This window comes from Mucilaginibacter tolerans, assembly GCF_030519375.1.
Classification (GTDB): domain Bacteria; phylum Bacteroidota; class Bacteroidia; order Sphingobacteriales; family Sphingobacteriaceae; genus Mucilaginibacter.
This window is the reverse complement of the sequence record NZ_JAUMKB010000015.1, coordinates 1-23882: the sequence shown is the minus strand read 5'-3', so window position 1 is coordinate 23882 and position 23882 is coordinate 1. Positions and strand designations below refer to the sequence as shown.

Annotated in this window: 17 protein-coding genes; 9 read left to right on the top strand and 8 right to left on the bottom strand. The window is 41.9% G+C overall.

Annotation, left to right across the window (positions count from 1 at the left end):
* Positions 1-196: 196 nt before the first annotated feature.
* On the bottom strand, positions 197-2749 hold the full coding sequence (locus Q3A68_RS18320) for a Kelch repeat-containing protein (protein WP_302902573.1): 2553 nt from the start codon (positions 2747-2749) through the stop codon (positions 197-199).
* Between the two features lie 217 nt (positions 2750-2966).
* Positions 2967-4574, bottom strand: a complete 1608-nt coding sequence (locus Q3A68_RS18315; protein ID WP_302902572.1) for a S8 family peptidase — start codon at positions 4572-4574, stop codon at positions 2967-2969.
* Between the two features lie 183 nt (positions 4575-4757).
* On the opposite strand from Q3A68_RS18315, the gene Q3A68_RS18310 reads away from it, so the two are divergent.
* The 4 genes from Q3A68_RS18310 to Q3A68_RS18295 all read left to right on the top strand — a co-directional run bounded on the left by Q3A68_RS18310 (position 4758) and on the right by Q3A68_RS18295 (position 10236).
* Complete coding sequence (locus tag Q3A68_RS18310; RefSeq protein WP_302902571.1) at positions 4758-7553, top strand: outer membrane beta-barrel family protein; 2796 nt, start codon at positions 4758-4760, stop codon at positions 7551-7553.
* Positions 7554-7557: 4 nt separating this feature from the next.
* A complete protein-coding gene (locus Q3A68_RS18305) occupies positions 7558-8334 on the top strand; it encodes a GLPGLI family protein (protein WP_302902570.1) in 777 nt (258 codons plus the stop codon).
* A 108-nt stretch (positions 8335-8442) separates the two neighbouring features.
* A complete protein-coding gene (locus Q3A68_RS18300) occupies positions 8443-9318 on the top strand; it encodes a hypothetical protein (protein WP_302902569.1) in 876 nt (291 codons plus the stop codon).
* Between the two features lie 27 nt (positions 9319-9345).
* Positions 9346-10236, top strand: a complete 891-nt coding sequence (locus Q3A68_RS18295; protein ID WP_302902568.1) for a hypothetical protein — start codon at positions 9346-9348, stop codon at positions 10234-10236.
* A 38-nt stretch (positions 10237-10274) separates the two neighbouring features.
* On the opposite strand, the gene Q3A68_RS18290 is transcribed toward Q3A68_RS18295, so the two are convergent.
* The 5 genes from Q3A68_RS18290 to Q3A68_RS18270 all read right to left on the bottom strand — a co-directional run bounded on the left by Q3A68_RS18290 (position 10275) and on the right by Q3A68_RS18270 (position 17404).
* A complete protein-coding gene (locus tag Q3A68_RS18290) occupies positions 10275-13013 on the bottom strand; it encodes an alpha-L-rhamnosidase (RefSeq protein WP_302902567.1) in 2739 nt (912 codons plus the stop codon).
* A 121-nt stretch (positions 13014-13134) separates the two neighbouring features.
* Positions 13135-14154: a cytochrome d ubiquinol oxidase subunit II gene (locus Q3A68_RS18285; protein ID WP_302902566.1), complete on the bottom strand. Its 1020-nt coding sequence runs from the start codon at positions 14152-14154 to the stop codon at positions 13135-13137.
* Positions 14155-14248: 94 nt separating this feature from the next.
* Positions 14249-15559, bottom strand: a complete 1311-nt coding sequence (locus Q3A68_RS18280; protein WP_302902565.1) for a cytochrome ubiquinol oxidase subunit I — start codon at positions 15557-15559, stop codon at positions 14249-14251.
* Between the two features lie 181 nt (positions 15560-15740).
* Positions 15741-16583 carry a phosphatidylinositol-specific phospholipase C/glycerophosphodiester phosphodiesterase family protein gene (locus Q3A68_RS18275; RefSeq protein WP_302902564.1) on the bottom strand — a complete coding sequence of 281 codons (843 nt, stop codon included), beginning with the start codon at positions 16581-16583 and terminating at the stop codon, positions 15741-15743.
* Between the two features lie 218 nt (positions 16584-16801).
* A complete protein-coding gene (locus tag Q3A68_RS18270; protein ID WP_302902563.1) occupies positions 16802-17404 on the bottom strand; it encodes a TMEM175 family protein in 603 nt (200 codons plus the stop codon).
* Between the two features lie 197 nt (positions 17405-17601).
* Between Q3A68_RS18270 and Q3A68_RS18265 the strand changes: the two genes are divergently transcribed.
* From Q3A68_RS18265 to Q3A68_RS18250, 4 genes are all read left to right on the top strand, one after another.
* Positions 17602-18027, top strand: coding sequence for a hypothetical protein (locus Q3A68_RS18265; RefSeq protein WP_302902562.1), 426 nt, complete (start codon positions 17602-17604; stop codon positions 18025-18027).
* Positions 18028-18037: 10 nt separating this feature from the next.
* Positions 18038-18607, top strand: coding sequence for a globin family protein (locus Q3A68_RS18260; protein WP_302902561.1), 570 nt, complete (start codon positions 18038-18040; stop codon positions 18605-18607).
* A gap of 211 nt (positions 18608-18818) precedes the next feature.
* A complete protein-coding gene (gene hemA, locus Q3A68_RS18255; RefSeq protein WP_302902560.1) occupies positions 18819-20069 on the top strand; it encodes a glutamyl-tRNA reductase in 1251 nt (416 codons plus the stop codon).
* Between the two features lie 87 nt (positions 20070-20156).
* Positions 20157-20465 carry a hypothetical protein gene (locus Q3A68_RS18250; RefSeq protein WP_302902559.1) on the top strand — a complete coding sequence of 103 codons (309 nt, stop codon included), beginning with the start codon at positions 20157-20159 and terminating at the stop codon, positions 20463-20465.
* 72 nt (positions 20466-20537) lie between these two features.
* On the opposite strand, the gene Q3A68_RS18245 is transcribed toward Q3A68_RS18250, so the two are convergent.
* On the bottom strand, positions 20538-20852 hold the full coding sequence (locus Q3A68_RS18245; RefSeq protein ID WP_302902558.1) for a hypothetical protein: 315 nt from the start codon (positions 20850-20852) through the stop codon (positions 20538-20540).
* 371 nt (positions 20853-21223) lie between these two features.
* On the opposite strand from Q3A68_RS18245, the gene Q3A68_RS18240 reads away from it, so the two are divergent.
* Complete coding sequence (locus Q3A68_RS18240) at positions 21224-23752, top strand: DUF5686 and carboxypeptidase-like regulatory domain-containing protein (protein WP_302902557.1); 2529 nt, start codon at positions 21224-21226, stop codon at positions 23750-23752.
* Positions 23753-23882: the final 130 nt, after the last annotated feature.

Below are 23882 nucleotides of genomic sequence, written 5' to 3'. Positions count from 1 at the left end.
ATGAACAGTGGCTTTCGGTACACAATGTTAGAGGGGTGGTATTAAAAAATGGGTTAAAAAATGGGTTAATTAGCTAATAATTTCATTAACCACAGGATAATTGCGTGATTGCAATTATTGTAAAAAGTACACTAAGAAAAGTGTGGCAAGAAAGAAAATTAGAGCGAATAATGCGCTAAGAGCGGTAGTAATAATATTATTGAATCAGTTTTTCGAAACTGGTCTGATAATCCGACCCAAAAGATCTTTTGTATTCAGCAATGAACTGATCGTAAACTTTCCGGGCTTGTTCAATTCCCTTCTGCTTTCTTATCGCTTTTAACTGGTATTTAAGAGCAGTATCGTTGAACGGATCGGTATCCAATATCAGTTTAGCCAGATCTGGCACGAGGCGCATATCTCCTGATTCATAATATTTGATCAGCAAGGGCTGAATCATTCCGACCAACTGTTCATCATAATTTTTTTTAAAATCATCCAGCCATTGATCTGGCATGCCTGAGAGCAGTGTGCCGCGCGATACCAGGTCAAAATGTTCTAAAATCTTATAGTCGTTATTAGCCCAATGGCTTTCTTTGATCAGCTCAGAGACAATAAAATAATCACAGAATAACTCTTCTGAAAACTTAAACAGGTAATTATCGTTCTGGAAGGTCAACTCAATACCGTTCAGGTCGCTGATAATGCTTCGCAGGTGATTAAAGGTTACCCCTTTAATATTTTTGGTCTTGGCTACGTCTTTATCGGGCCACAACAATGCAGATATTTTTTTTGACGTGATACCAGTATAATCCCGGCTATTAATCAGTATTAATATAAACAGTTGCTTGATTTTGGGGCTAAACAGGTAAGTGATATCCCTGCCATTTTTATTATAAACAGCAAACTCACCAAGTAAATAGATGGCATTTTGTTTTTTGCCCGTTTCCTTTTTCTCAGCAGGCAGCGGTGACGGCACAGGCAGCACTTCAGGCTCAGGTAGTGTCCCTTCAGGCTTTCTTCTGATAATGATTACTACAAAAACACCTATGATAAGGACAACGCCAATTGCCAGATAAAGTGATAAATGTCCCTTACTTTGCGGCGGAGCCAAAGCTTTTAAATAAGCAGCATTGCTTACAGGTGGTGCCAGCAGCGAAAAAATTCTGATACTTGAGTTTACCCGATCGGTAAATTCTTGTATAGTGCAGAAAAACTCGTTGGTTTTGTGGCTAAAAAAAAGGTTAATATCCGATTCTATCCTCTCAGAAGTAACTGGTATTGGCGCACTTACCACTTCATAAGAGCCATCCTGCAACGAAAATTTATATAACCGTATTTCTGTTTTAGCTATTTCATGCGGATAGCACAGAGCATAGAAATATTTTTTATCGGGAGACAGGATCAGGTTATTGGCCGGCACAAATACCTCTTTATTCTGAGGGTGTATGCTCCAGGCTTTTTTTATGATATGAGTTTTCAGGTTGATGCGGTACAGATCGTAAAATTGCTTTCCACCTACTATCTGGTTACCAGAGTCATTTCCATAACCACCAAAAAGTAATATTTCATCAGGATTGTCAGAGCTTCCGGCAGCGGCAAAAAAACGTGGTGTTATATTGTCTCCTTTAAATGGGACTTCTATCCAACTATCTTTTCCCGCATCGTACTTCAAAAATTTATTATAATACTTATATGCGCCATAACCTCCAAACAGGTAAATAGAATCCTGCTGCAGGTTATAAAACATGTTATGGTGGTGCCGTTGCTGTGGTAAAATGGTTTTTCCTATCGCTTCCCATTTCAGGCTGTTTTTATCCATGTTCAGCGAGGCGACACTCGGCATTCCCTTGGGAATATCAAAAAGCTCGTAGATATAACATTTGTTTTGGCGGGCATTAAAGATACTTTTGCCAAGCACCATTGGTACAGGAAACGGATTTTGGTAGGGTGTGGCAATAGCCCGTTTCGATTCAGAATTAAAAGTGATGATTGAATCTTTTTTGAAAATAAACAGGTTCTGATCGATCGTATTAAAATTTAATCCAGCTACTTGCTTAAAGGAATTTGTGTAAACTGGTTTCCAGAAATACGATTCGTTGATCAGCCAAACAGGGTTTTCTACCGCACCAATGACATTGCCTTCCTGATCGTGCGCTTCGGTTCCTTTCCATTCATCCAGTGGGAAAACATAAGTGCTGTTATGATCACCTACCGATAAATTTTTGATAGCCATATTCGGCACTTCGGTATAAAACTGATTTTTACCAAATATCAGATTCCCTTCCGCTTGATCCTTAAAACCCAGCTCGCTTGCCTGGTAAAGTTTATTGTTGATATCAATATCGACCTTATCATTTTTCAGATCAAAATCCATCCGCACCTTCATCCATTTGCCCTTCTTCAATATGGATTTGTCAAGCGGTATCTGGATCTTATTGCTTTTCCTGTCGATGTTGAAGTTCAGGAAACCGGAGCCATTCATGTACAGGTAGCTCAGGCTATATGAATTGTCTTTTTCGGCAAGATTGCACACATAACCCAGGTGTGCATTATCCCATAATGAAAGATCGAACTGGATATACAAATGATCATGAAATACCGGTACATCATTGCTGAACACATGCAGCGAGGTACGTTTGTTTAACAGGCTGTCGTTTGAATTAAAAAGCAAGCCCTGAGCCGTTCCATCCAGAAATTGGAAAGTGAAAAGTAAAAGAAAAACTGTTTTATATAGATAGAAAAGAAAAGCCTTATTAAACTTCAGCATCAATTATAATACTTTTAACTGGCTCGCACCGCCACCTGCACAATTTCAGCACTAAAATATACTTTTTTAAGGAAGAATAATTTACCTGTTTTTAAAATCCCCTTGCAGCGCAGCGAATAAAGACGTTATCCAGGGTTATTTTGTGGCAAAACATCATAAGATAAGAAAAGGCAAATGGGCTTTCATTTGCCTTCATTAATAAGTATAAGCTTAAGGCCTAATAAGTCGCTGCCAGTTTGAGCGCCTGGTAAGCATTCACAACACCACCAGTGACACATAATTCATCAAACGAAACTTTGCGCTCGCTATCACCTACTTTCAGATTAACTTTGTGGGCTACCTTTACTACCGATTTTAGAATAATTTCCTTCACCTGCAAAGCAGTAAGTTTAGGGTAGTATGAACGGATGAGCGCCGCTAATCCAGATACTACAGGCGCAGCCATGCTAGTACCGTCATGCGGTGCATAAGTTGAATTAGGCGTAGTTGAATTTATTTTAACCCCGGGAGCAAATACATCAACGCTGGTTTTGCCATAATTAGAGAATGAGGCTTTCAAAGTTTTATCATCATTTACTCCGGAAGCTCCAACCTCAATCCATGCTGCTGCCTCGCCGCTTTTATCTTGGTAGATACGCGTTGGAAAATGTGGCTCTTTGTCATTGTCCTGGTTATCATTTCCTGCTGCGTGGATGACCAGAACATCTTTACTCATGGCCAGTTTCAGTGCTTCGTCAACTGCTTTTTTATCAAATGAGTAAGATTTACCAAAGCTCATATTGATCACTTTGGCTCCATTATTGGCAGCGTACCTGATAGCATTAGCCACATCTTTATCTCTTTCATCGCCATCCGGCACTGTGCGTACCGACATAATGCGCACATCATTAGCTACCCCCATTACCCCGAGATTATTCTCACGATCAGCGCCAATAATACCGGACACATGTGTACCATGTTCAGCATCGGGGCCGGTCACGTCATTATTCCCATAAAAATGCTCGCTGCTATCGTTGTAGTTATCACCTACTATCGAGCGCGGATCGAAATCCACATTATAGTGATAATTTAATTGTTCTGAAAAGTGCTTTAGCCCGTCGTCTATTTCATTTTTTCTGAAATCGGCCATGTCTTTATAACTCCCCAGGTTCTCTACAACAATCTTCTTAACATAGGCCTCTCCGTTATTTTGAGGCTCATAGCTTTGAAAGTCAGACAATACTGGGTCGGATTTACCAATTTTGGACAACATCGATTTAAGTATCTCATTAAAATTGGTAATGATGGCATATATGCGCTGTGCTTTTTTCACTTTCCCGGCCAGGTCGGTACGCATTTTTTGATAAGCATAAAAATCGGTCTGTTCCTTACCGGTCAAAGCCGTCGTATCCTTTCCCTTGAATTCTGCCGTATATAGACGGACACACCTCACCAATTCTGTATTATCGTAATGCTCGTTTCCGTTTGCCGATCCGATGAAATCCCACCCATGCATATCGTCCGTATAGCCATTTTTGTCATCATCATTGCTGTTACCTGCCACTTCATTGGGGTTAGTCCAGATAATACGTTTTAAGTCTTCGTGGTTGATATCAACACCGCCGTCTATAACAGCAACCAGCACCGGGACATGCGGCTTACCTTTAAGCAACTCGCTGTAGGCTTTTTCTGTGCTTATACCAAATACGGTGTCTGTTTTAAGATCGAGATTTTGCCAATTGGGCTTAGGAGCCGGACCGTTCTGAGCTTTTAATGCAATGGGCAAACAAATGCCGGCTATCAGTATAGCCTTTTTTAGTGAGGGAAAGCTTGTCATCGTTAACATAAGGTTATAGGTTAAACGGTGCTAAAATAATCTTTTATATGATTTAATAAAAGGATTACTGATTTTAGAAAACAGCATTTTGCTTATTTACTGCCCATTTAACACTTATTAACATAAATTAACGTGCTGGCAGTTTTCTTCCTAATGATTTAGTTATATCTTAGGCGCTCCTAACACAACCTTATGAAGCACATAAACTTGCTATGCCTTATTCTTCTTGCCTTTTCAACCTCTTTATCAGCCCAAAGCAAATACGCCGTGAAAGGTGTAGTAAGTGATAGCGTCGAGCATATAAAACTCCGTAACACTTCAGTGTCAGTATTAAATGCTAAAGACTCAACACTGGTAACCTTTGCACGTGCAGGCGAGGATGGTTCCTTCGATATAAACGGCCTTCACCCTGGAAATTTTATCGTGTTATTAGCCTATCCGGATTATGCGGATTATATAGACAAATTCAGTCTCGACTCAGCCAGGCAAAATTTTAACCTGGGGAACATCCATCTGCAGTTGAAATCACGCCTGCTGCACGAGGTAATTATTAAAGGCTCCGCCGCCCAGATGAAAATAAAAGGCGATACAACCGAATTTAATGCAGCTGCCTATGTTACCCAACCCAATGCAAAAGTGGAAGACCTGTTAAAGCAATTACCCGGTATACAGGTGGATAAGGACGGCAAGATTACCGCGCAGGGCCAAACGGTAAATAAAGTGCTTGTTGACGGCGAAGAGTTTTTTGGGGATGACCCGACACTTGTCACCAAAAATATCCGGGCCGATATGGTTGATAAGGTGCAGCTATATGATAAAAAGAGTGACCAGGCTGCCTTTACCGGTATTGACGATGGTAAGAAAGAAAAGACGTTGAACATCAAATTAAAAGCCGATAAAAAAAATGGAATGTTTGGTAAAGCTGAAGTGGGGGATGCAACGGAAAACATGTACCAGGCACAAGTATTGTTCAATGCATTCAAGGCGAAACAAAAGCTTTCTGTTTATGGCACCTTAGGAAACAATGGCAAAACTGGGCTTGGCTGGGAAGATAATCAGAAATATGGCTCGGGAAATGCCATACAATCAGATGATAGCGGGACAGTTTTCTTTTTTGGTGGTAACGGTGATGACCTCGATTCCTTTGATGGCCAATACAACGGCCAGGGGTTGCCAACTGCCCGGACCGGCGGTGTGCATTACGACACGAAATGGAATGACGACAAGGAGTCATTAAATACAAACTATAAGATAGGCTCACTTACGGTTGATGGCAGCAACACCAACATCACTCAAAACAACCTTCCCGATACTATTCTAAACAGCACCTCGAACGAGAATTTCCATAAATACATGTTCAAACAAAAGCTGGATGCTACCTATAACGTGAAGCTGGACACAAGTTCGAACCTTAAAATAGCTGTTGACGGAACTTTAAAACACAGTAACACCATTGAACACTATACCGGATCAGAATCCCGGAACGACACCTTGGTAAACAGAAGCAACAGAGACATTACCAATGATGTGGATCAGAAAATATTTAATGCCAGTGCCTTTTATACGCACAAATTCAAAAAGCCGCGTCGCACACTGTCGTTTAACATAGCCGAAGCTTATAATCGGAGCGAAGCTAATGGGTATTTAAATTCCAAGGTTTATTATTATAAAAGTATAGATACGACAGGCACAAAACCTGACACAGTCGATCAGTATAAGACCAATAATCTGAAAAACTCAGCGCTCACCACCAACCTGACATACACCGAACCGCTTTCAAAAACATTGGCTATTACATTCAACTATGGTATAGGGATAAATAATGCCACTGCCGATAGAAAGTCTTTCGACAAATCCATCTCGGGTAAATATGATATGCTGAATGACACCTTCAGCAGCAATTACAAACTGAATAGCATATCAAACCAGGGAGGTGCGATTTTCAATTATAAAAAAGGTAAGACCATAATCAATTTTGGCACCAAAGTGGCCGATGTTAATCTTAAACAAACCGAAGGTTACACAGGCAACGCTCTGAACAGAGATTTTACCGACTGGATGCCACAGGCCAGTTTCCAGTACCGTTTTTCGCAGCAGAAATCTTTTAACATTAACTATAGCGGACGCACCACTTTGCCATCAATTGATCAACTACAACCCATACGAAATAACAATGACCAGTTGAACATTGTTGAAGGTAACCCGAACCTAAGACCTTCGTTTACCAATAATTTTAACATGTGGTATAATTCATATAAGGTGGTGTCCAGTCAGTATATCTATTTAAACGGAAATTACTCCTATACCACAAACCCTATTGTAAGCGACATTACCTATTCACCAAACGGAGGAAGCATAAGTCAATATTCCAACCTTTCGGGAAAACGTACCTCGAATTTTGGTATATGGGGCAACTTCGGTAAAAAGATAGAAAAGCTTGATATAAACGTAGGTATTGGTGGCGGCGCTAATGGCAGTACCTTTTACAACCTGGTAAATGGCGTACTGAACCAGACACAGAACTATTCTTTTAATCCACGGATCAACATTAATAAATACAAGGAGAAAAAGATTGAACTTTACCTTTCAGGAGGGCCTATCTATACCATCAGCAGGTCGTCATTGCAGCCCAATACAAATAATAACGGCACAGGATTCAGGGGTTATGGTGGATTCACCATTTACTTGCCGGGCAAATTCCAGATAGGTTCAAATAGCGATTATGAATACAGTCCAAAAACCGCATCATTCGGCACCGACTTCAGTAAAACGATCATCAATGCCTCTATTGTAAAAACATTCCTGAAGAACGACAATTTGAAGTTCACTATATGGGGTAATGATTTGCTGAACCAGAATGTGGGCTTTAGCAGGACAGCCAGTTCAAATATGATCGTACAAAATAGTTATACGACCATAAAACGATATGTTATGTTCACTATTGATTATGAGTTCACTAAAATGGCCGGAGGAGCTCCCAAAAAATAAAACCATGAAAAACACACTGACATTCCTGATTTGCCTGGTGATATTAAGCAATAAGCTTTTTGCCCAGCACGCCCATTTTACTACATCAGGCACTATTGAGTTTGAGCGTAAAACAAACATGTATGCCATTATTCCCAAAATGTTTAATAAGGACAACGAAGCGTGGTTAAGTCCCCTGTTTGATGCCTATAAAAAAGCTCAACCGCAGTTCAAGGTATCCAAAAGCGTTTTATCATTTGCTAATAATAAAACGCTCTTTACACCGGCCGAGGAGGAAATCGCAACCGGAGGAGGGTGGTTTGCTAACAGCCCTGTAGCCACGCAAAACAACACCATTTATACCGATCTGGATACAAAAACAGGTGTTTTTCAGAAAAAAGTATTCGATGAGCTCTTTTTGGTAAAGGACAGCACACGAAAAATAAAATGGAAAGTAACCGACGAAACCCGTGAAATAGCCGGTTACAATTGCCGCAGGGCAAACGCTATTATGATGGACTCGATCTATGTTGTAGCCTTTTACACTACCGACATCCCGGTATCCGGCGGTCCGGAGTCCTTCAACGGCCTGCCGGGGATGATATTGGGAGTTGCACTGCCTCACGAAAATATTGCCTGGTTTGCAACCAAAGTAACCGATACGACGCTTGCTCCTAACGCGGTTTTACCACCCAAAAAGGGAAAGGCGATGGAAGGTAAAGCATTTAAGGATAAAATGCTGGCAACATTTAAAGATTGGGGATCGGAAGCGCCTTTTTATGCCAAGGTCTTCGCACTCTGACGAAAAACGATTATAACAAGCCGGATAAGATTAATTGGCCGTTATAAATTATACGGCTTTTTATTATCTTGCACCCATTATAATGTATAACCAACCTTATCATTCCATATGAGAAGTAAATCCATCTTGCTAAGCATATTTTTGCTTGCCTTATTTGCCCAACAATCGTTTTCACAAGATAAATCATCCAAAATAAGCATAAATCTTTATGGAGGTTATGGCTTCATCGATCCGGCAGGCGACTATTTTACAACAACAGGCGATGTTCACAACGGAGCCAACAATGGGAATCAAACCAGCAGCACTACTGCATTTACCAGAACCAAAGAAGCATTAGGGAACGGAGCCCATATGGGTATAGGAGTTTCATACGCACTAAACAGCTTTATTAGTATAGGTATTGATGCAGATTATCTGACCGGTAAAAAGAAGGCCGCTCAAAATATCCCGGCTGATACATTAACCGGTTCATTTAACTCTACCCATTCGGTACTGAGTATAATTCCAAATGTATCCTTCAAGTTGGCAGGTAAAGGAAAATATAATCTATATAATACCTTAGGAATTATAGTGGCCGTAAAGACCAAATTTGATTATAATGATTACGCCCAAAAGGCACAAGACCAGGCTGCTGACAGTTATAGATACCACTATGGTGTAAATACCGGGGTTAAAGATGCATTAGGTGTTCGGATAGATGTCGCAAAAAATATCCAGGTTTTTGCTGAGGTGTCCGGTTACTTCTTGTCGGTAAAACCTACATCACTAAATGCCGTGCTTAACCGGAGCCTTGACGGCGGAAATGCGATACAAGTAGCCAATCTTAATATTTCCTACAGAAACTCAGGTAGTTTTAATTATCAGCAAACCACAACCGACGGTCACACAGCGGTTACTAATGCATCGTATAGCGATCAGGCGCCTAATCAGCATTTCTACTCTATCGGGTTAAATGCTGGCGTAAGGATTAATTTGCCTTATTAAATTTTTACTTATTCACTTGTCACCACAATGAAAATAAAAAACATTTTACCGGTCATATTACTTGGCGTTTTAACTGCGAGTACTTCCCTGGCACAAGAAAAGCAACCTCTGTTTTATATTAAAGCATATGCTGGAGACGCAGTAATAACCCCCGGCTCTGATGGTGTCCGACCGAGCGCGATATTTGGCCTTGAAAACGGAAGTACCGGTAATTATTCTTACAGCAAGAAAGGCCTGGGAGCGGGTATTAATTATGGATTTGGTATTGAAAAACCCCTGGGCAGAATATTTTCTGTGGGGCTGGATGTTAGTTATTTACATGGAAAAACAATCTTTTCGAGTTACAGCGTCTATCCGCCAACTAATCAAAATGTATATTCTTTTTCCTATATAGGTTCAGCTGCTTACTCGTTGACAACCTTTGTACCCAGCGTAAGTGCAAATATATTCCAAAAGAGCAGCTACGCTATTTATACTAAAATGGGTATCATTGTCGCTACCAAAATTAAGAATCTGAGCACCGAAAAATATGATATTGAAGGCAATGGCAGTCCGTTAACAGAAGTTTTAAACATGGAAAACCGATACGGTACCGAGAAAGGGTTCACTGCAGCCATTGGCGCACGCATTAACATATCGGGAGCTTTGAAAGCGACTGTTGAGATTAGTGACAATTTATTATCCGTGTCGCCCAGATCGACGCATCAATATGGGTTTGTTAGTGAAGGATACGATGTCCTTATTGATGATAATATAACTTATATTAAATCAAACTCCGGCGTAGGTACTTCCAATGCCACGGCAACCGGTAATAATATTGGTGGTGGTTCTGTAACGGCGACCGATGTAGTACCATCATTTAATCAGCACATCAACAATATTATAGTGAACATAGGCCTAGCTTTTGCCATAAAATAAATTAGGGCTCATTGTATGCATGAGCCTTAAATCGCATTCTATTTTGCTGCCGGTGCAGTTGCCTGTTGCTGTGGCACCTCAAAGTGGTATACACCCGAGCCAGCACTGATACCGATATAACCATCCTGGTAAGAGCCAACGGCCAATCCTTTATCCGATGCCAACGGCTTGCTGTCCTCGGTAATATCTTCTGCCTGTTTTGCCGGCAGGAAGATATCGGCCTTGGTATTCGAAGGTATTTCAATCGTGTAATACGTTTTCCCGTCCTTTACTTCCCAGCCTGAGCTGACATTGCCATAATACGTCTGCAAGCTGGCTGAAGCATTGGTAAAACCACCACCCGGGTGTGGCATTATCTTGATGTGCTTATAACCCGGGCCATCGGTATAGGTATCCAGGCCTGTCATTACACGGTACATCCAGTCGCCAATAGCGCCATAGGCATAATGGTTAAAGGAGTTCATGCTAACTGCCTCAAAAGTTTTGTCAGGTTTAATACCGTCCCAACGCTCCCAGATGGTTGTGGCGCCCATTTTTACGGGGTACAACCACGACGGGTATGTGTCCTGTAATAATAAACGGTACGCCATATTATCCTTCCCGAAACGGGTAAGCACATGGCATAGATAAGGCGTGCCTAAAAAACCGGTAGTCAGGTGATCGCCGTAGGCATGAATGTTTTCTACCAATCGTGTTGCAGCCTGATCGCGCAACGATTCGGGCAGCATATCAAAATTGAGCGCGAGCGTATAGGCAGTTTGCGTACCTGATACCAGCCGCCCATTTGGTGTTACATATTCTTTGAAGAAAGCATCCTTTATACGTTTTAGCAAGCCTGTGTAATAGGTTATGTCTTCCCGTTTATTCAGCACCGTTGCAGCGTTGATAAGCAATTGCGTAGAATAGGCATAAAAACATTGTGCGATGTAGAATTTGTCAGTAATGGCCGATGTGCCATCGGTATCATCATCACGGCTGTAAAACAACCAGTCGCCAAAGTGGAAACCACTGCTCCACAAGTCGTTCTTGGATTGATGCTGCATATAATCTACCCAGGCCTTCATACTGGTGTATTGGGTAGCAAGAATGCGTTTATCTCCATAAGCCAGGTACATATTCCATGGTACAACCGTGGATACATCACCCCAGCCTGTACTGCCTTCGGTAAAGCCTAAACAGTTGGGCACAACAAATGGCACAACACCCGCAGGTGATTGGTCCGCAGCAACATCACGCAGCCATTTGGCAAAAAAGTCATTCACATTCATGTTGAAGGTGGCGGTGCGTGAAAATACTTGCGCATCGCCTGTCCAGCCAAGGCGCTCGTCACGTTGAGGACAATCTGTTGGCACATCGAGGAAATTACCACGCTGCCCCCATTGAATATTGTGCTGCAACTGATTGATCAATGGATTGGAAGTAGTAAATGTACCGGTTGGCTTCATATCGGAATACAATGCAACGGCAGTTACATCCTCAGGCTTGATTACATCGCCCGGATAGCCTTCGATACGGATAAACTGAAAACCATGAAAAGTAAAATGCGGTTCGAATATTTCTTCTTCTCCCCCTTTTAGAATATAGGTATCCTGAGCTTTTGCAGCGCGAAGGTTTTCAGTATAAAAGTTTCCTAGTTTATCCAATACTTCGGCATGTGATACGGTTATCTTATCACCAGCTTTTCCTCTCACTTTCAGAATCACCCAGCCTACCAGGTTCTGACCAAAATCGATCACCTGCTCATTTTTTGGCGTTTTAAAGATGCGAACCGGTTTAAATGTCTCGTGCTTCTTGACCACTTCGTTGTAGGTGGCAATCAATATATTTTTAGGGTAGCTCTGAACCTGGACTCCACTCCATTTTGAATCGTCAAAGCCGGATTGTGTCCATCCCGCCTGATTTTTATTATGATCAATGGTTTCACCGTTATAGATCTCGGAATACACTACCTCACCGGTTGATGATTTCCAGCTATCATCAGACGAAATTATCCCGGTTGATCCGTCTTGATAAGTAACGTTGACTTGCATCAGCAAAGCGATATCGCTTCCATACACATTTTTCCGGTTACTATAGCCGATAATACCGCGATACCAGCCGTTGCCGAGCATCACGCCAATGGCATTTTGGCCATCCTTAATCAGATCAGTCACATCATAGGTTTGGTATTGCAGACGGTTCTTATAGCTTGTCCAACCGGGAGTTAGATAAGCCTCGCCTATACGTTTACCGTTAATATTGGCTTCATACATACCATGTGTAGTGATATAAGCTACTGCAGATTTTATCTTTTTATTAACTGCGAATTGTTTACGCATTAATGGGCATGGACGCATAGTAGTATCTTCCTGGTAACCGGGAGTTATCCATTGTGCTTTCCAGTCTGACTCGTGAAACAGAGCTGTTTGCCACCATGCCGGAGCACTCCATCCCGAAGATTTCCCTGCATTATCCCATATTTGCACGCGCCAGAAATATTTTTTACCTGATTGCAACGGCAGGCCTTTATAAGTAACAAATACTGATGAATCGGATTTTACTTTTCCTGAATCCCAAACATGCCCGCTGAAATTGGACTTTTCGCTCACTTCAACCCTATAAGCACTTTGCATCTGATTACGTTTATCGCTAATCATTTTCCAGCTAAAACGGGGTATCGCAACATCCATTCCTAAGGGATTGGTGCGATTTTCGCATAACAGACCATCAACTTTAACCTGGGCAAAACACAGGGAGGCAACTATTTGCAACGCAAATAATGAGCAGAAGAATTTCATATATTTTATTACTTAGGTGTCAATCGCAACGTGTGGTGTTACGCTGATACCAAATCTAATGAAAACGCATCGGATAAACTGTCCTGAACTGTCTGACCAATGGATTTTTTACAAAGGCAGCTCAGTGAGCATGTTCGGCCCCCTTTTTCTGAAAGCTATAGATCAAATAGATCAATGCTGGAAGAATAAATACACTGCCGATAAGCAATGCCAAAGCAAGTGCTTCAATAGTTTTATCAGTGCCTTGGTTTTCAAGCAGTGACAGATAGCCGCCGTTTTTGAGGATGACAATATTGGGATAATGCTTGTAGGTGGTGGTCAGTAATATCATGGTGATCTGGAAACCGGCTAATAAACGCAAGCTTTTTGACCGGCCTTTATAGATCAGGTACCATAATATAATCAGGGAAATAGTTGCTGTCGAAACCGCAGTAATACCTACCGGATTGCCAAATACCCATTGCACCAAAGGGATACCGTCGGAAATTGCCGATACAAAAACCAACCCGCCAGAGATAACGGCAGCAATGTTCATCTGCACTGCTTTGCGAACAAACCGTCTGCGTTCCAACTCATCATATTTGGCCTCACCTATGAGAAAGATCGCTGCGATAAATCCGCACAGGGAAACAGTGAATAAGCCAATAGTAACCGAAAACCAGTTAAGCCAACTGAAGATATAAGCGGATAGAAAAGTATCCGCATGTGGATCAATCTTCCCCGATACTGCGCTGCCGGCAATAATGCCCAAAAATAAAGGCGTGATAAAGCTGGAGTAAACGAATATCTTATTGTATACCTTCTGCAAATTGTCGGTCACTGCATCATAATTCCGGAAGGCGAAAGCTGTTCCCCTCGCGATGATCCCCAATAGCATCACCACCAATGGAATATGCAGATGCACGGACATGGTCGTATAAATAGCCGGAAAGCCAACAAACAAGATTACAATAGCAATAATAAGCCACATGTGATTGGCCTCCCAAATCGGTCCGATAGCCTGGTAGCTGATTCTGCGTGTTTTGGCCTTATTATCCTCTGTTGTAAAAAGCTCGATAATACCTGCGCCAAAATCCGCTCCTCCAAGTAGCAAATACAGCAAAAGCGCAACCCATAAATAGATAATTACTATGTAGATCATGTTTTAATTTAGTTAAATGGTCGATTGAGTTGATTAGGTCGATTAAGTTTTACAATTGTATAAACTACTTAACTCAATCAAACGTTCAACTTAATCAACTTCCCTCGTACAACTTAGGTACCATCTTTATCTGTCGGTACAACATAAAAACTACCATAACGCTCAGAGACAAATACACCGCCGTGAACAGATAAAATGAATAATGAATACCCGGCATTGGTGTAACTGCATCAACGGTACGCATAACGCCTTGTATGATCCACGGCTGACGGCCTACTTCGGTTACCGTCCATCCCGCCTCGACAGCGATAAAACCTATCGGCGTTGCCCACGCAAACAGTTTAAGGAACCATACTTTGCCGAACCATTTCTTCATTTTTATCAATGCAATAAAATACAGGACCGCAATACCCATCATCAACACACCAAACCCTACCATTACCTGGAAAGCATAATGCGTGATAGCTACAGGTGGCTGATTTTTTTTTGGTATCTGGTCAAGACCCTTTACTTCGGCATTAAAATCCTCGTAGGTCATGAAGCTTAAGAGTCCGGGGATTTTGATGGCATAATTCACCTGCTTTGCTAGTGTATCGGGTATCCCTCCGATGATCAAAGGCGAAAACTTTTCCGTTTTAAAATGAGCCTCCATTGCTGCCAGTTTTGCTGGCTGACGTTTAGCAACATCCTTGGCGGAGAGATCACCGCTAAAAGGCTGCAGAATTGCCGCTACTGCACCAAACACGATAGCGATACGGAAAGCCATGTAATGAAACTTCACATTCCTTTTGCGAATGATCATGATGGCGTGCACGCCTGCCACAGCAAAACCGGTAGCTGCAAAAGCTGCGATAGACATATGCAAGGCCTGTTCAAACCATGCTGCGTTGAACATTGCTTTCATCGGATCGATATTCAGATATTGCCCATTTACAAAATCAAACCCTGCAGGGCTGTTCATCCAGCTATTGGCAGCTACAACCAATATACCCGAAACAATACCGCTGATACCCACAACCACCCCTGTAATCCAATGAAACCAGGGGTTGAAGCGCTCCCATCCATACAGGAAAAACCCTAATGCTATAGCTTCTATAAAAAATGCTGTACCTTCTAATGAAAACGGCATTCCGAATATCGGTCCGGCGTGTTTCATAAAGGTGGGCCATAGTAATCCCAATTCAAATGACAATACCGTACCTGAAACTGCCCCCGTAGCAAAAAAAATGGCTACCCCTTTACTCCATGCTTTCGTGATGTTCTTATAAACCGGGTCTTTGGTTTTGAGCCAGTAGAAATGAGCGATCGCCATAAAAAACGGCATCACCATCCCGATGCATGAAAAAATAATGTGGAAGCCTAAAGATAATGCCATCTGGGATCTGGCAGCTATAAAATCATCCATAGTGAGCGGTGATTAATTTGCAAAAACTTAATTCTGCTTTGCAAAAAATTTGTTACGCCAAAGGTAAGCGACAATAGTAAAAGTGATATTAACTGCGATGAGGTAATCGCAATTTATTTCGAATATAAATTAGTTGATTGGGTTGGATCAAGTTGATTAAGTGGCGAAGTTTTAGTATAAACTAATCGACTTTTGCCAGCGTAACGCTATTAGAATTTAGGTATCTGCGCAGCGTAACCAGGCGGTCGGTATTGATCAGATCGACGCCGCATTTCAGCAATTCGTCCCAAACCACCTTCTTTTCGGGAGAGGCCCATAAGCGAACTTTTTCGCCCATACGGTGTGCTATAGCAACAAAAGTACATAGCCTGGTCCGCTCAGATTCAGGAAATATCCCTTTACCATCCCAGCGCAACAATCTTGAATACTTGCAGCTGGCCATCGTAAACATATTGGTCATGGTGGTATCCCGCGATACTTTACGCAAATCTTCATCGATAAAAGCAAGGCGATTTTGCTCACCGCCAATCATATCATAAGGCTTATGACCGGATAAAACAACCGTAATCGCGCCATAAACCACCTTACCATCGTCCAAATGGGTCAGCATCGCACTATATTTTTCCAACAAAGGTTTCAGTGCCTCGTAAGTATTGTCAGCATTGGTCTTTATATCGATCATCAAAATAACTGGTTTATTATAGTTTTCATAAATCTTACCGTTATTCTGCGCTATTCTTTCAGACAATGGTTTGAAGTAAAGATTCTCCAGGGTGCGTTTACCCTTGAAATATGGAAACACGTGTGCCACGATCAGCTTATTATTCTTTAAAAATATATCCGCCTCAATATTGGTAAAGCCATTGTCAAGCGCATCGAACAAAGGATGCTTATGCCTGTAATCATTATGAGCGAAGCCATTCAGAAGAGGGGTGGATTGTGCCTTGCAGTAAAACTGGGTGAAAATAAGCGAGACAAAAAGAAGCGTTTTAACGCAGCGGATGATCGTAATAGTCAATTTCATCTTTAAAGTCCGGGGTTAAACTTTACCATACAAGTGTAGCCGATTATTATATGCATATCGTGAAATCACCATTAACTAATCATTAAAACAGACGCACTTAACATTAAATTATTGTAAGCGGATTATAATTTAATTAGAATGTTATACGACGTGCATATCACTGGGTTAGACGATTTTGAAATTAAATTTTTGGGTAAAAAAGTCAGGAAAGATTTGATTTATTCTTCGGTCGCGGAAGTTTCTCTATGAATGACTTTCTTTTCGATGCGCCTGTCCGGAATAAGCCACATGCAGGCTACCAGTGCGTATAAAGCACAGGCAATCTGTGGGTACCAAAACGCAATAATAACGCCAATTATATAGGTTGCAGTGGATAGTTTCCCCTTCCAATCTTTACCTAAAGCCTGGGCCAGTTCGGAATTTTTGCCGCAATGACTCGCCAATATATACGCCAGTATGATATAAGACACCGCGCACATAACCAGTATCAGGCCATAAACTGCTACAGGTACAGGTGCAAAATGGTTATTTGCCATCCATTCGGTACCGAAAGGGATTAACGACAGCCAAAAAAGCAGGGTCAGGTTAGCCCATAAAACGCTGCCGGTAATAGAGTTTACCAGGTAAAGCATGTGGTGATGATTGTTCCAATATATACCGATGTTGACAAAGCTCAACACATAACTCAGGAAAAAAGGCGTCAGCGGGATGAGCGACTTCAGGTTGTCACCATGTTCAGGCACCTTTATTTCGAGTACCATGATCGTAATAATGATGGCGATAACTCCATCGCTGAAAGCTTCCAGACGTCCTTTTTTCATTTATAGGTCACTAAAATTTGCAAGCTAATATACTAAGCAAAAGTTTAACAGATCAGTCGACAGCAAAGCTTCCTGAATAATCGCCCAAAACTATTTTTTCTTTTTCTAAAACCGCCACACAAAAGGATTACGTAATTACGACAGCGGCCCGCCAGTTCTAACTACAATAAACCAACTAAAAACTAAATGCACTTGCTATGAAAAAACGAGCAATCAGAAAATTCCTGCTTTATACCTTTTCAACCCTGTTGATTCTGGTATTGGCATTGACAGTACACATCTACATGGTATACCGTCCTAAAATCACCCAGAATACCAGGGTGATGGCACGTATTGACGTCAAACAACCCATCACCCAGGACGATGCCAATAAAATCTCAGCATTTATGGCACGTGAAAAAGGTGTAGACCATTACCTGGTTAATACTGAAAGCCGGATCGTCGTTTTCACTTTTGCCCCCGGTAAAAATAGCGGCGATCAGATCGTTAACGACTTCAAAGCGAATTTTAGCTACAAAGCGGAGCGCTTCATGCCTACAGCAGAAAATCTTAAACATAGCTGCCCGGTTGCGGCATCTTCTTTTGGCTACAAAATCTACAAACTAATTTCTCAAATCATTTAAAACAACTTTTATGAAAAAACTAACATTTTTGCCCCTGGCATTTGTATTTGCGGTAACGACATTGCTACTGTTCTCTGAATCGTGTAGTAAAAACTCAAGCAGTCCAAAACCCATGACCGGTACAACATTATATGATTCGTTGGGCGGCACGGCGTTGGTGTCAGATCCGACCCATACAGGCGCAATGATCGAAAAAGGCCGATTGGCTATACGCAACGTAATCGACAGTACCATTTTTGTGATCGCTGCAGACTCGAGAATAAATGGTCACTTTACAGTTTTACTTTCAGAAGTGACCAAAGGCGACCTGAGTGGGTTTACGGACCTGAGCGAAAATCTCACCACTTTTGTTTCTGGCGCAACAGGAGCTAAAGATTATATCTACATTGGCTTGAGCATGAAGGATGCGCACGATCCGGCAACTAACTCCCGTATGAATGGTAAAGCTACCAGTGCCGACTTTGATGCCTTTGTGAGCGACCTGGTAAAAGGCGCCAATAAGAACAACGTGCCCTCAAATTTGCTCAATTCTCTGGGTAAGATAGTGGAGAGTTTAAGAACTACCGTTGTACAGCAGTAATAATCTCATATGGCGTTTGTTTAGTTGAAATGACAGGTCCCGTATTGGCTACGGGCCTGTTTTTTCCTCCTAAAAACTGACGAAGATCACTTTTTTATCCGTTGAAAATCACGCCCTAAAAGTTCCGCTAACTGCATATTTGTACCGGCTTAGGCAAAATACCTGGCAACTTATGAACAAAACGCAGCGTATCGAACTAAAAAATAAATAAATGCATTCCTCTAAACCACTTAGTCCTGATAATTTCTTTGTAGCGGGAATCAGTTATAAAAAAGCCGATGCAGCTACGCGAAGTCAGTTTGCCATTAGTCATATCCATTACGATGAGGCGTTAAAAGTGGCTCCCGGGTTTGGCTTGAATGCATTATTTATCCTATCCACCTGCAACCGTACCGAAATTTATGGTTGTGCTGAGAATGCCTCTCAATTGATCGACCTGCTTTGTACTCAAACGACTGGTGATGCCGAAACCTTCACCAAGTTGGCTTATTGTAAACAAGGGGATGAAGCCATCGCTCATTTATTTAAAGTAGGTGCAGGCTTAGATTCACAGATATTAGGCGATTATGAAATTGTGGGTCAGCTGAAGCAAGCGGTTAAATTTTCCAAAGACCGTCATTTCATCAACAGCTTTATGGAGCGATTGGTGAACAGCGTTTTGCAAGCTTCAAAATCGGTTAAGAGCGATACAACATTGAGTGGTGGAACAGTATCGGCTTCTTATGCAGCTGTTCAGTATATCAAAGAAAACCTGGCTTCGGCTGCTGATAAAAAGATCTTATTGATAGGGACAGGCAAAATTGGGCGTAATACCTGCAGAAACCTGATCGACTACCTTGGTGCGACCGACATTACGCTTATTAACCGTACCGATGATCGGGCCGCCGGGTTAGCCAAAGAGCTGAATCTGCATTATGCTCCAATGGCTGATCTTGCCAGTGAAGTAACCGTTGCTGACATCATACTGGCCGCAACAAATGCTGCCGAGCCTATTCTTTTAAAAGAGCATCTGGAAAATAAAGGCAACAAGCTCATTATCGACTTGTCTATACCTTACAATGTTGCTGCTGATGCAAGTCTGCTGCCGAACGTAAAGCTGGTGAATGTGGATGCACTGTCTAAGATAAAGGATGAGGCGATGCAAATGCGTGCGGCGGAGGCTCCCAAAGCCTTACAAATAATTGCTGAGCATCATGCTGATTTTATGGGATGGTACCGCATGCATCAGAATGCTCCCACGTTACAATCTATTAAAGCTGTGCTAAATAGAATAGCTGTAGTGCATCAGAAGGAATTGAATAACCCACATACCCGTTGCCCTTATATAGCTGCCGAACAAAAGATACAGCAGATCATGAATGGCATTGCCGGAAAAATGCGTAACGGAAGTACAGAGGGCTGCTATTATATTGAGGCTATTAATCAGTATCTGAGTGCGGTACCTGTTCAGAATAAGCATTGAACCATAATAGCGTCACTCCTGCGTAAACATTAATTCCCTGATTATAAAACCATTTGCAACATATGTTACAACACGTAACTTTGTAATATGGAAAAGACAGAGATACTGGTAGTAGGCCGCAACCCGGAAATTGTGCAAACGGTGGTTAGACTGATTAACAATAACCCCTCATGGAATGGCAGCTCTGCTCTTACTGACGCTGATGCCATCTCACTTTTCCAAAATCGGCCCTTTACCCTGGTGCTGCTTGGCGGTGGCATTGAACCCGAATCTGATTCACTTCTTCGTGAAGCATTTACTTCCCACAACCCGAACATCACCATTATACAGCACTACGGCGGTGGCAGCGGCTTGCTGGCTACCGAGATTAATATGGCGCTGTCCGGTTTACAGTAAGCCGGTTACAGTAGGTATTCTTTTACAGTTGGCGGCTGGCAACGATAATGCAAACTAATAATTGTCAACTGATCAGCTGTCCCAAAACTCCTCTGTCGACGCTACCAAAGTAAGCAACTCCAATCGGGGTTCTTCTTCCAGTCCGCTGGCCCATAGTTCATCACCGAATTTTTCGAAAGACTTTAACGATGTCAACAACCGATGATCTTCTTCAGTCTCAAACTGGTCGAAATGCATAAACGTTTTACCGTCAGGTAGCAGCCAGCAGCTATATTTAATGCCGGGACGGTTCAATTTTTTCAGCTCACGAACTATAGCGGCGATATTGGCCTGATTTACCGGAGCGAATTCTAATTGGGTGGTGTATTGTACTCTTACTATTTTCATAAAAATCGGCTATGCGTAGTGAGTAACAATAAAATTAGCTTATCTGTTGCAGGCCAAAAACATGTAAATGCGACATCTTGGACGGTGTTTTGCGCCAGATAACCAGGTTGTAATTTTATGCAATACGTTGGACATCTTTGGATGAATCGTATCATGTATTAAAAACACCTAAGCTTATTGAAACTTGCCCGGCTTCCGTGGCTTTTCCTACGGCATCATAACATCCTCGCCCTTAAATCGTTTAACAGAAAGCGCGGCTTGTTAAGTTTGCATTAAAATAGTGTAAACTATTTCTTTGGAATATGCTTTTTTAATAAGAACAAATATTTTAGTTATACTCATATTTTAATCCCGGGCTGGAACCCATCTGCATGAAATATACCCTTTTGTTAATTTTTTTATTTTTCTCTGTTACATCAAAAGGGCAAAATACTATAGTCAGCGGTACTATAACCGATGCCCAAACTAATCAGCCCCTGCCACTGGTATCGGTTTCATTTCCGGGCACTTCAATCGGCACAAACAGCAGTATGGACGGTAAATATTCAATCACAACCGGAAAAACCTATACGCAGTTAAAATTTTCATTTGTTGGTTACAAGCCGGTGATCAGGACTATTGTAGCCGGTAAGGAACAGATGATAAATGTTAAAATGCAGCCCAATGTTCAATCACTGGCGTCTGTGACAATTCACGCCGGCAAAAAAAAGCGCTACAGGAATAAAGACAATCCGGCCGTGGAGCTGATAAGGCAGGTAATTGCCCACAAGGACTCGAACCGTATGGAAAGCTACAATTATACAGAGTATGAGCAATATGAAAAGCTCGAGTTTTCTTTTATCAATGTTAACCCTAAATTATCCGAGAAGAAGGGATTTCGTAAATATAAATTCGTCCTGGATAACCGTGACACCACCAATTTTCCGGGTAAATCCTTGCTGCCTGTTTACCTGGAAGAGAAATTAACGCAGACCTATTACCGCAAGAATCCCGAAAAAACCAAAAAGATAATTGAAGGCGAAAAGAAGGTGAACATTGTGAATTTTGTGGACGAGGAAGGTGTAAACAGCTATCTGAACCGGATGTATGCGGAGGTGGACATTTACTCCAACAACATCTTTTTAATGACCAACCAATTTTTGAGCCCGATATCGGATGGCGCACCCTCCTTTTATAAGTTCTTTATTACCGATACCATTGAGGTTGACCATAAAAAAATGGTGGAACTTAGCTTTACTCCGCGCAATGGCAACGATATGCTGTTTGAAGGTCTGATATTCATCACGCTCGATGGACGGTATGCCGTGCAGAAAGCCAGGCTATCCATCAATAAGAACATTAACCTTAACTGGGTAAAAAGCATGTCGGTAGACCTGAGTTATGAAAAGAACCCTGACGGACGATATCACTTGAGCAAAAGTGACATGAAAGCAAGTTTTGGCGCAAATAAAAACCGGGACAAAGGGATTTTTGGGGAACGGACTATCTCCTACCAGCATTACCTGATCGACAATCCGAGGCCCGATAGCGTGTATGCAGGGGAAAACACCGTTACCGTTAAAAATGCCTTGCAACAGGGTGATCAGTTTTGGTCAGACAGTCGCGGGCGGGATACCCTTACCGGAATTGAGGCCAATGTTTACAAAAATATAGACAGCCTGCAAACTATGCCATCCTACAAGCGCACGATGGAGCTTATTAATCTTGTTGCAGTTGGTTTTAAGTCGTTTGGTCCGGTTGAAGTTGGTCCGCTGGGTGCCTTATACAGCTTTAATACAGTAGAGGGCGGCCGAGTGCGTCTTGGCGGTCGCACAACGCCTGATTTTAGTTCGAGATATTACTTTGAAACTTACGGGGCCTACGGCTTTAAAGATCAAAAATTTAAATACCTGCTAAGTGCTGCCTATGCATTTAACAATAAATCGATTTATACATTTCCTGAAAATTATATAAAAGCTACTGTTCAGAGTGAAGCAAAGATCCCCGGCGAGGAAATTGCCTTCCGGCAAGCTGATGCGTTTTTCCTGTCGTTTAAAAGAGGGGTGGATGATAAATACCTGTACAATAATTATTATAAGCTTAATTATGTAAATGAATTTGAGAACCATTTTTCGTACAACTTTGAGTTTAAAAACTGGAAACAAACACCGGCAGGCTCGTTGTATTTTATTGATGACTTTCAAAATAGTGTTCATTCCATCACTACCACCGAGCTTTCCGTCAATCTGCGTTATGCGCCGCATGAACAACTGGTGCAGGGTAAGCTTTACCGAATAACCATTCCCAACAAATACCCGATCATCAACCTGGATTACCGTGAAGGTATAAAAGGCTTCTTTGGAGGAAGCTACAATTACCAAAATCTGCGTTTAAGGATAGATAAGCGGTTCTATTTATCACAGCTGGGTTTTGCGGATGTAACTGCGGAAGGCGGCTATCTTTTTGGACAAGTACCTTTCCCGCTTTTGACCATACACCCCGCCAACCAAACCTATACTTATGACCCTAATTCGTACAATTTGATGAATTTTTTAGAGTTTGTAAGCGACCATTACGCCGGTATGAATATTGATTATTGCTTGAACGGGTTTATCTTAAACAAATTCCCATTACTTAAAAAATTAAAGCTGAGGGAGTATGTCTCGTTTAAGGTGCTTTATGGGGGCGTGCGCGATGAGAATAATCCAGCACTTAACCCATCGTTGTTGCAGTACCCGGTTGCCCAAAATGGCGTACCGATAACTTATACGCTGGGTAAGTCGCCGTACACTGAGGGCAGTATAGGAATAGGGAATATCTTTAAAATCTTCCGCGTGGACCTTGTAGAACGTTTTAACTATCTGAATAACCCCAATACCACCCGGTTGGGAATAAGGGCGCTGGCTTCGTTTGATTTTTGATAATCTATTGATTTATAAACAGTGAGTGGTGAGCGATCCATTAACAACTCCCTAGCCCCCCAAACAAGAAACCCCATCCCGATATATCGGGACAGGGTTCTGAGTAAAATTTGGCACCGACCTACTCTCC

Coding starts and splice junctions, on each gene's coding strand:
- Q3A68_RS18320 (WP_302902573.1), bottom strand. CDS start 2,749: ATGCTGAAGTTTAATAAGGCTTTTCTTTTCTATCTATATAAAACAGTT.
- Q3A68_RS18315 (WP_302902572.1), bottom strand. CDS start 4,574: ATGTTAACGATGACAAGCTTTCCCTCACTAAAAAAGGCTATACTGATA.
- Q3A68_RS18310 (WP_302902571.1), top strand. CDS start 4,758: ATGAAGCACATAAACTTGCTATGCCTTATTCTTCTTGCCTTTTCAACC.
- Q3A68_RS18305 (WP_302902570.1), top strand. CDS start 7,558: ATGAAAAACACACTGACATTCCTGATTTGCCTGGTGATATTAAGCAAT.
- Q3A68_RS18300 (WP_302902569.1), top strand. CDS start 8,443: ATGAGAAGTAAATCCATCTTGCTAAGCATATTTTTGCTTGCCTTATTT.
- Q3A68_RS18295 (WP_302902568.1), top strand. CDS start 9,346: ATGAAAATAAAAAACATTTTACCGGTCATATTACTTGGCGTTTTAACT.
- Q3A68_RS18290 (WP_302902567.1), bottom strand. CDS start 13,013: ATGAAATTCTTCTGCTCATTATTTGCGTTGCAAATAGTTGCCTCCCTG.
- Q3A68_RS18285 (WP_302902566.1), bottom strand. CDS start 14,154: ATGATCTACATAGTAATTATCTATTTATGGGTTGCGCTTTTGCTGTAT.
- Q3A68_RS18280 (WP_302902565.1), bottom strand. CDS start 15,559: ATGGATGATTTTATAGCTGCCAGATCCCAGATGGCATTATCTTTAGGC.
- Q3A68_RS18275 (WP_302902564.1), bottom strand. CDS start 16,583: ATGAAATTGACTATTACGATCATCCGCTGCGTTAAAACGCTTCTTTTT.
- Q3A68_RS18270 (WP_302902563.1), bottom strand. CDS start 17,404: ATGAAAAAAGGACGTCTGGAAGCTTTCAGCGATGGAGTTATCGCCATC.
- Q3A68_RS18265 (WP_302902562.1), top strand. CDS start 17,602: ATGAAAAAACGAGCAATCAGAAAATTCCTGCTTTATACCTTTTCAACC.
- Q3A68_RS18260 (WP_302902561.1), top strand. CDS start 18,038: ATGAAAAAACTAACATTTTTGCCCCTGGCATTTGTATTTGCGGTAACG.
- hemA (WP_302902560.1), top strand. CDS start 18,819: ATGCATTCCTCTAAACCACTTAGTCCTGATAATTTCTTTGTAGCGGGA.
- Q3A68_RS18250 (WP_302902559.1), top strand. CDS start 20,157: ATGGAAAAGACAGAGATACTGGTAGTAGGCCGCAACCCGGAAATTGTG.
- Q3A68_RS18245 (WP_302902558.1), bottom strand. CDS start 20,852: ATGAAAATAGTAAGAGTACAATACACCACCCAATTAGAATTCGCTCCG.
- Q3A68_RS18240 (WP_302902557.1), top strand. CDS start 21,224: ATGAAATATACCCTTTTGTTAATTTTTTTATTTTTCTCTGTTACATCA.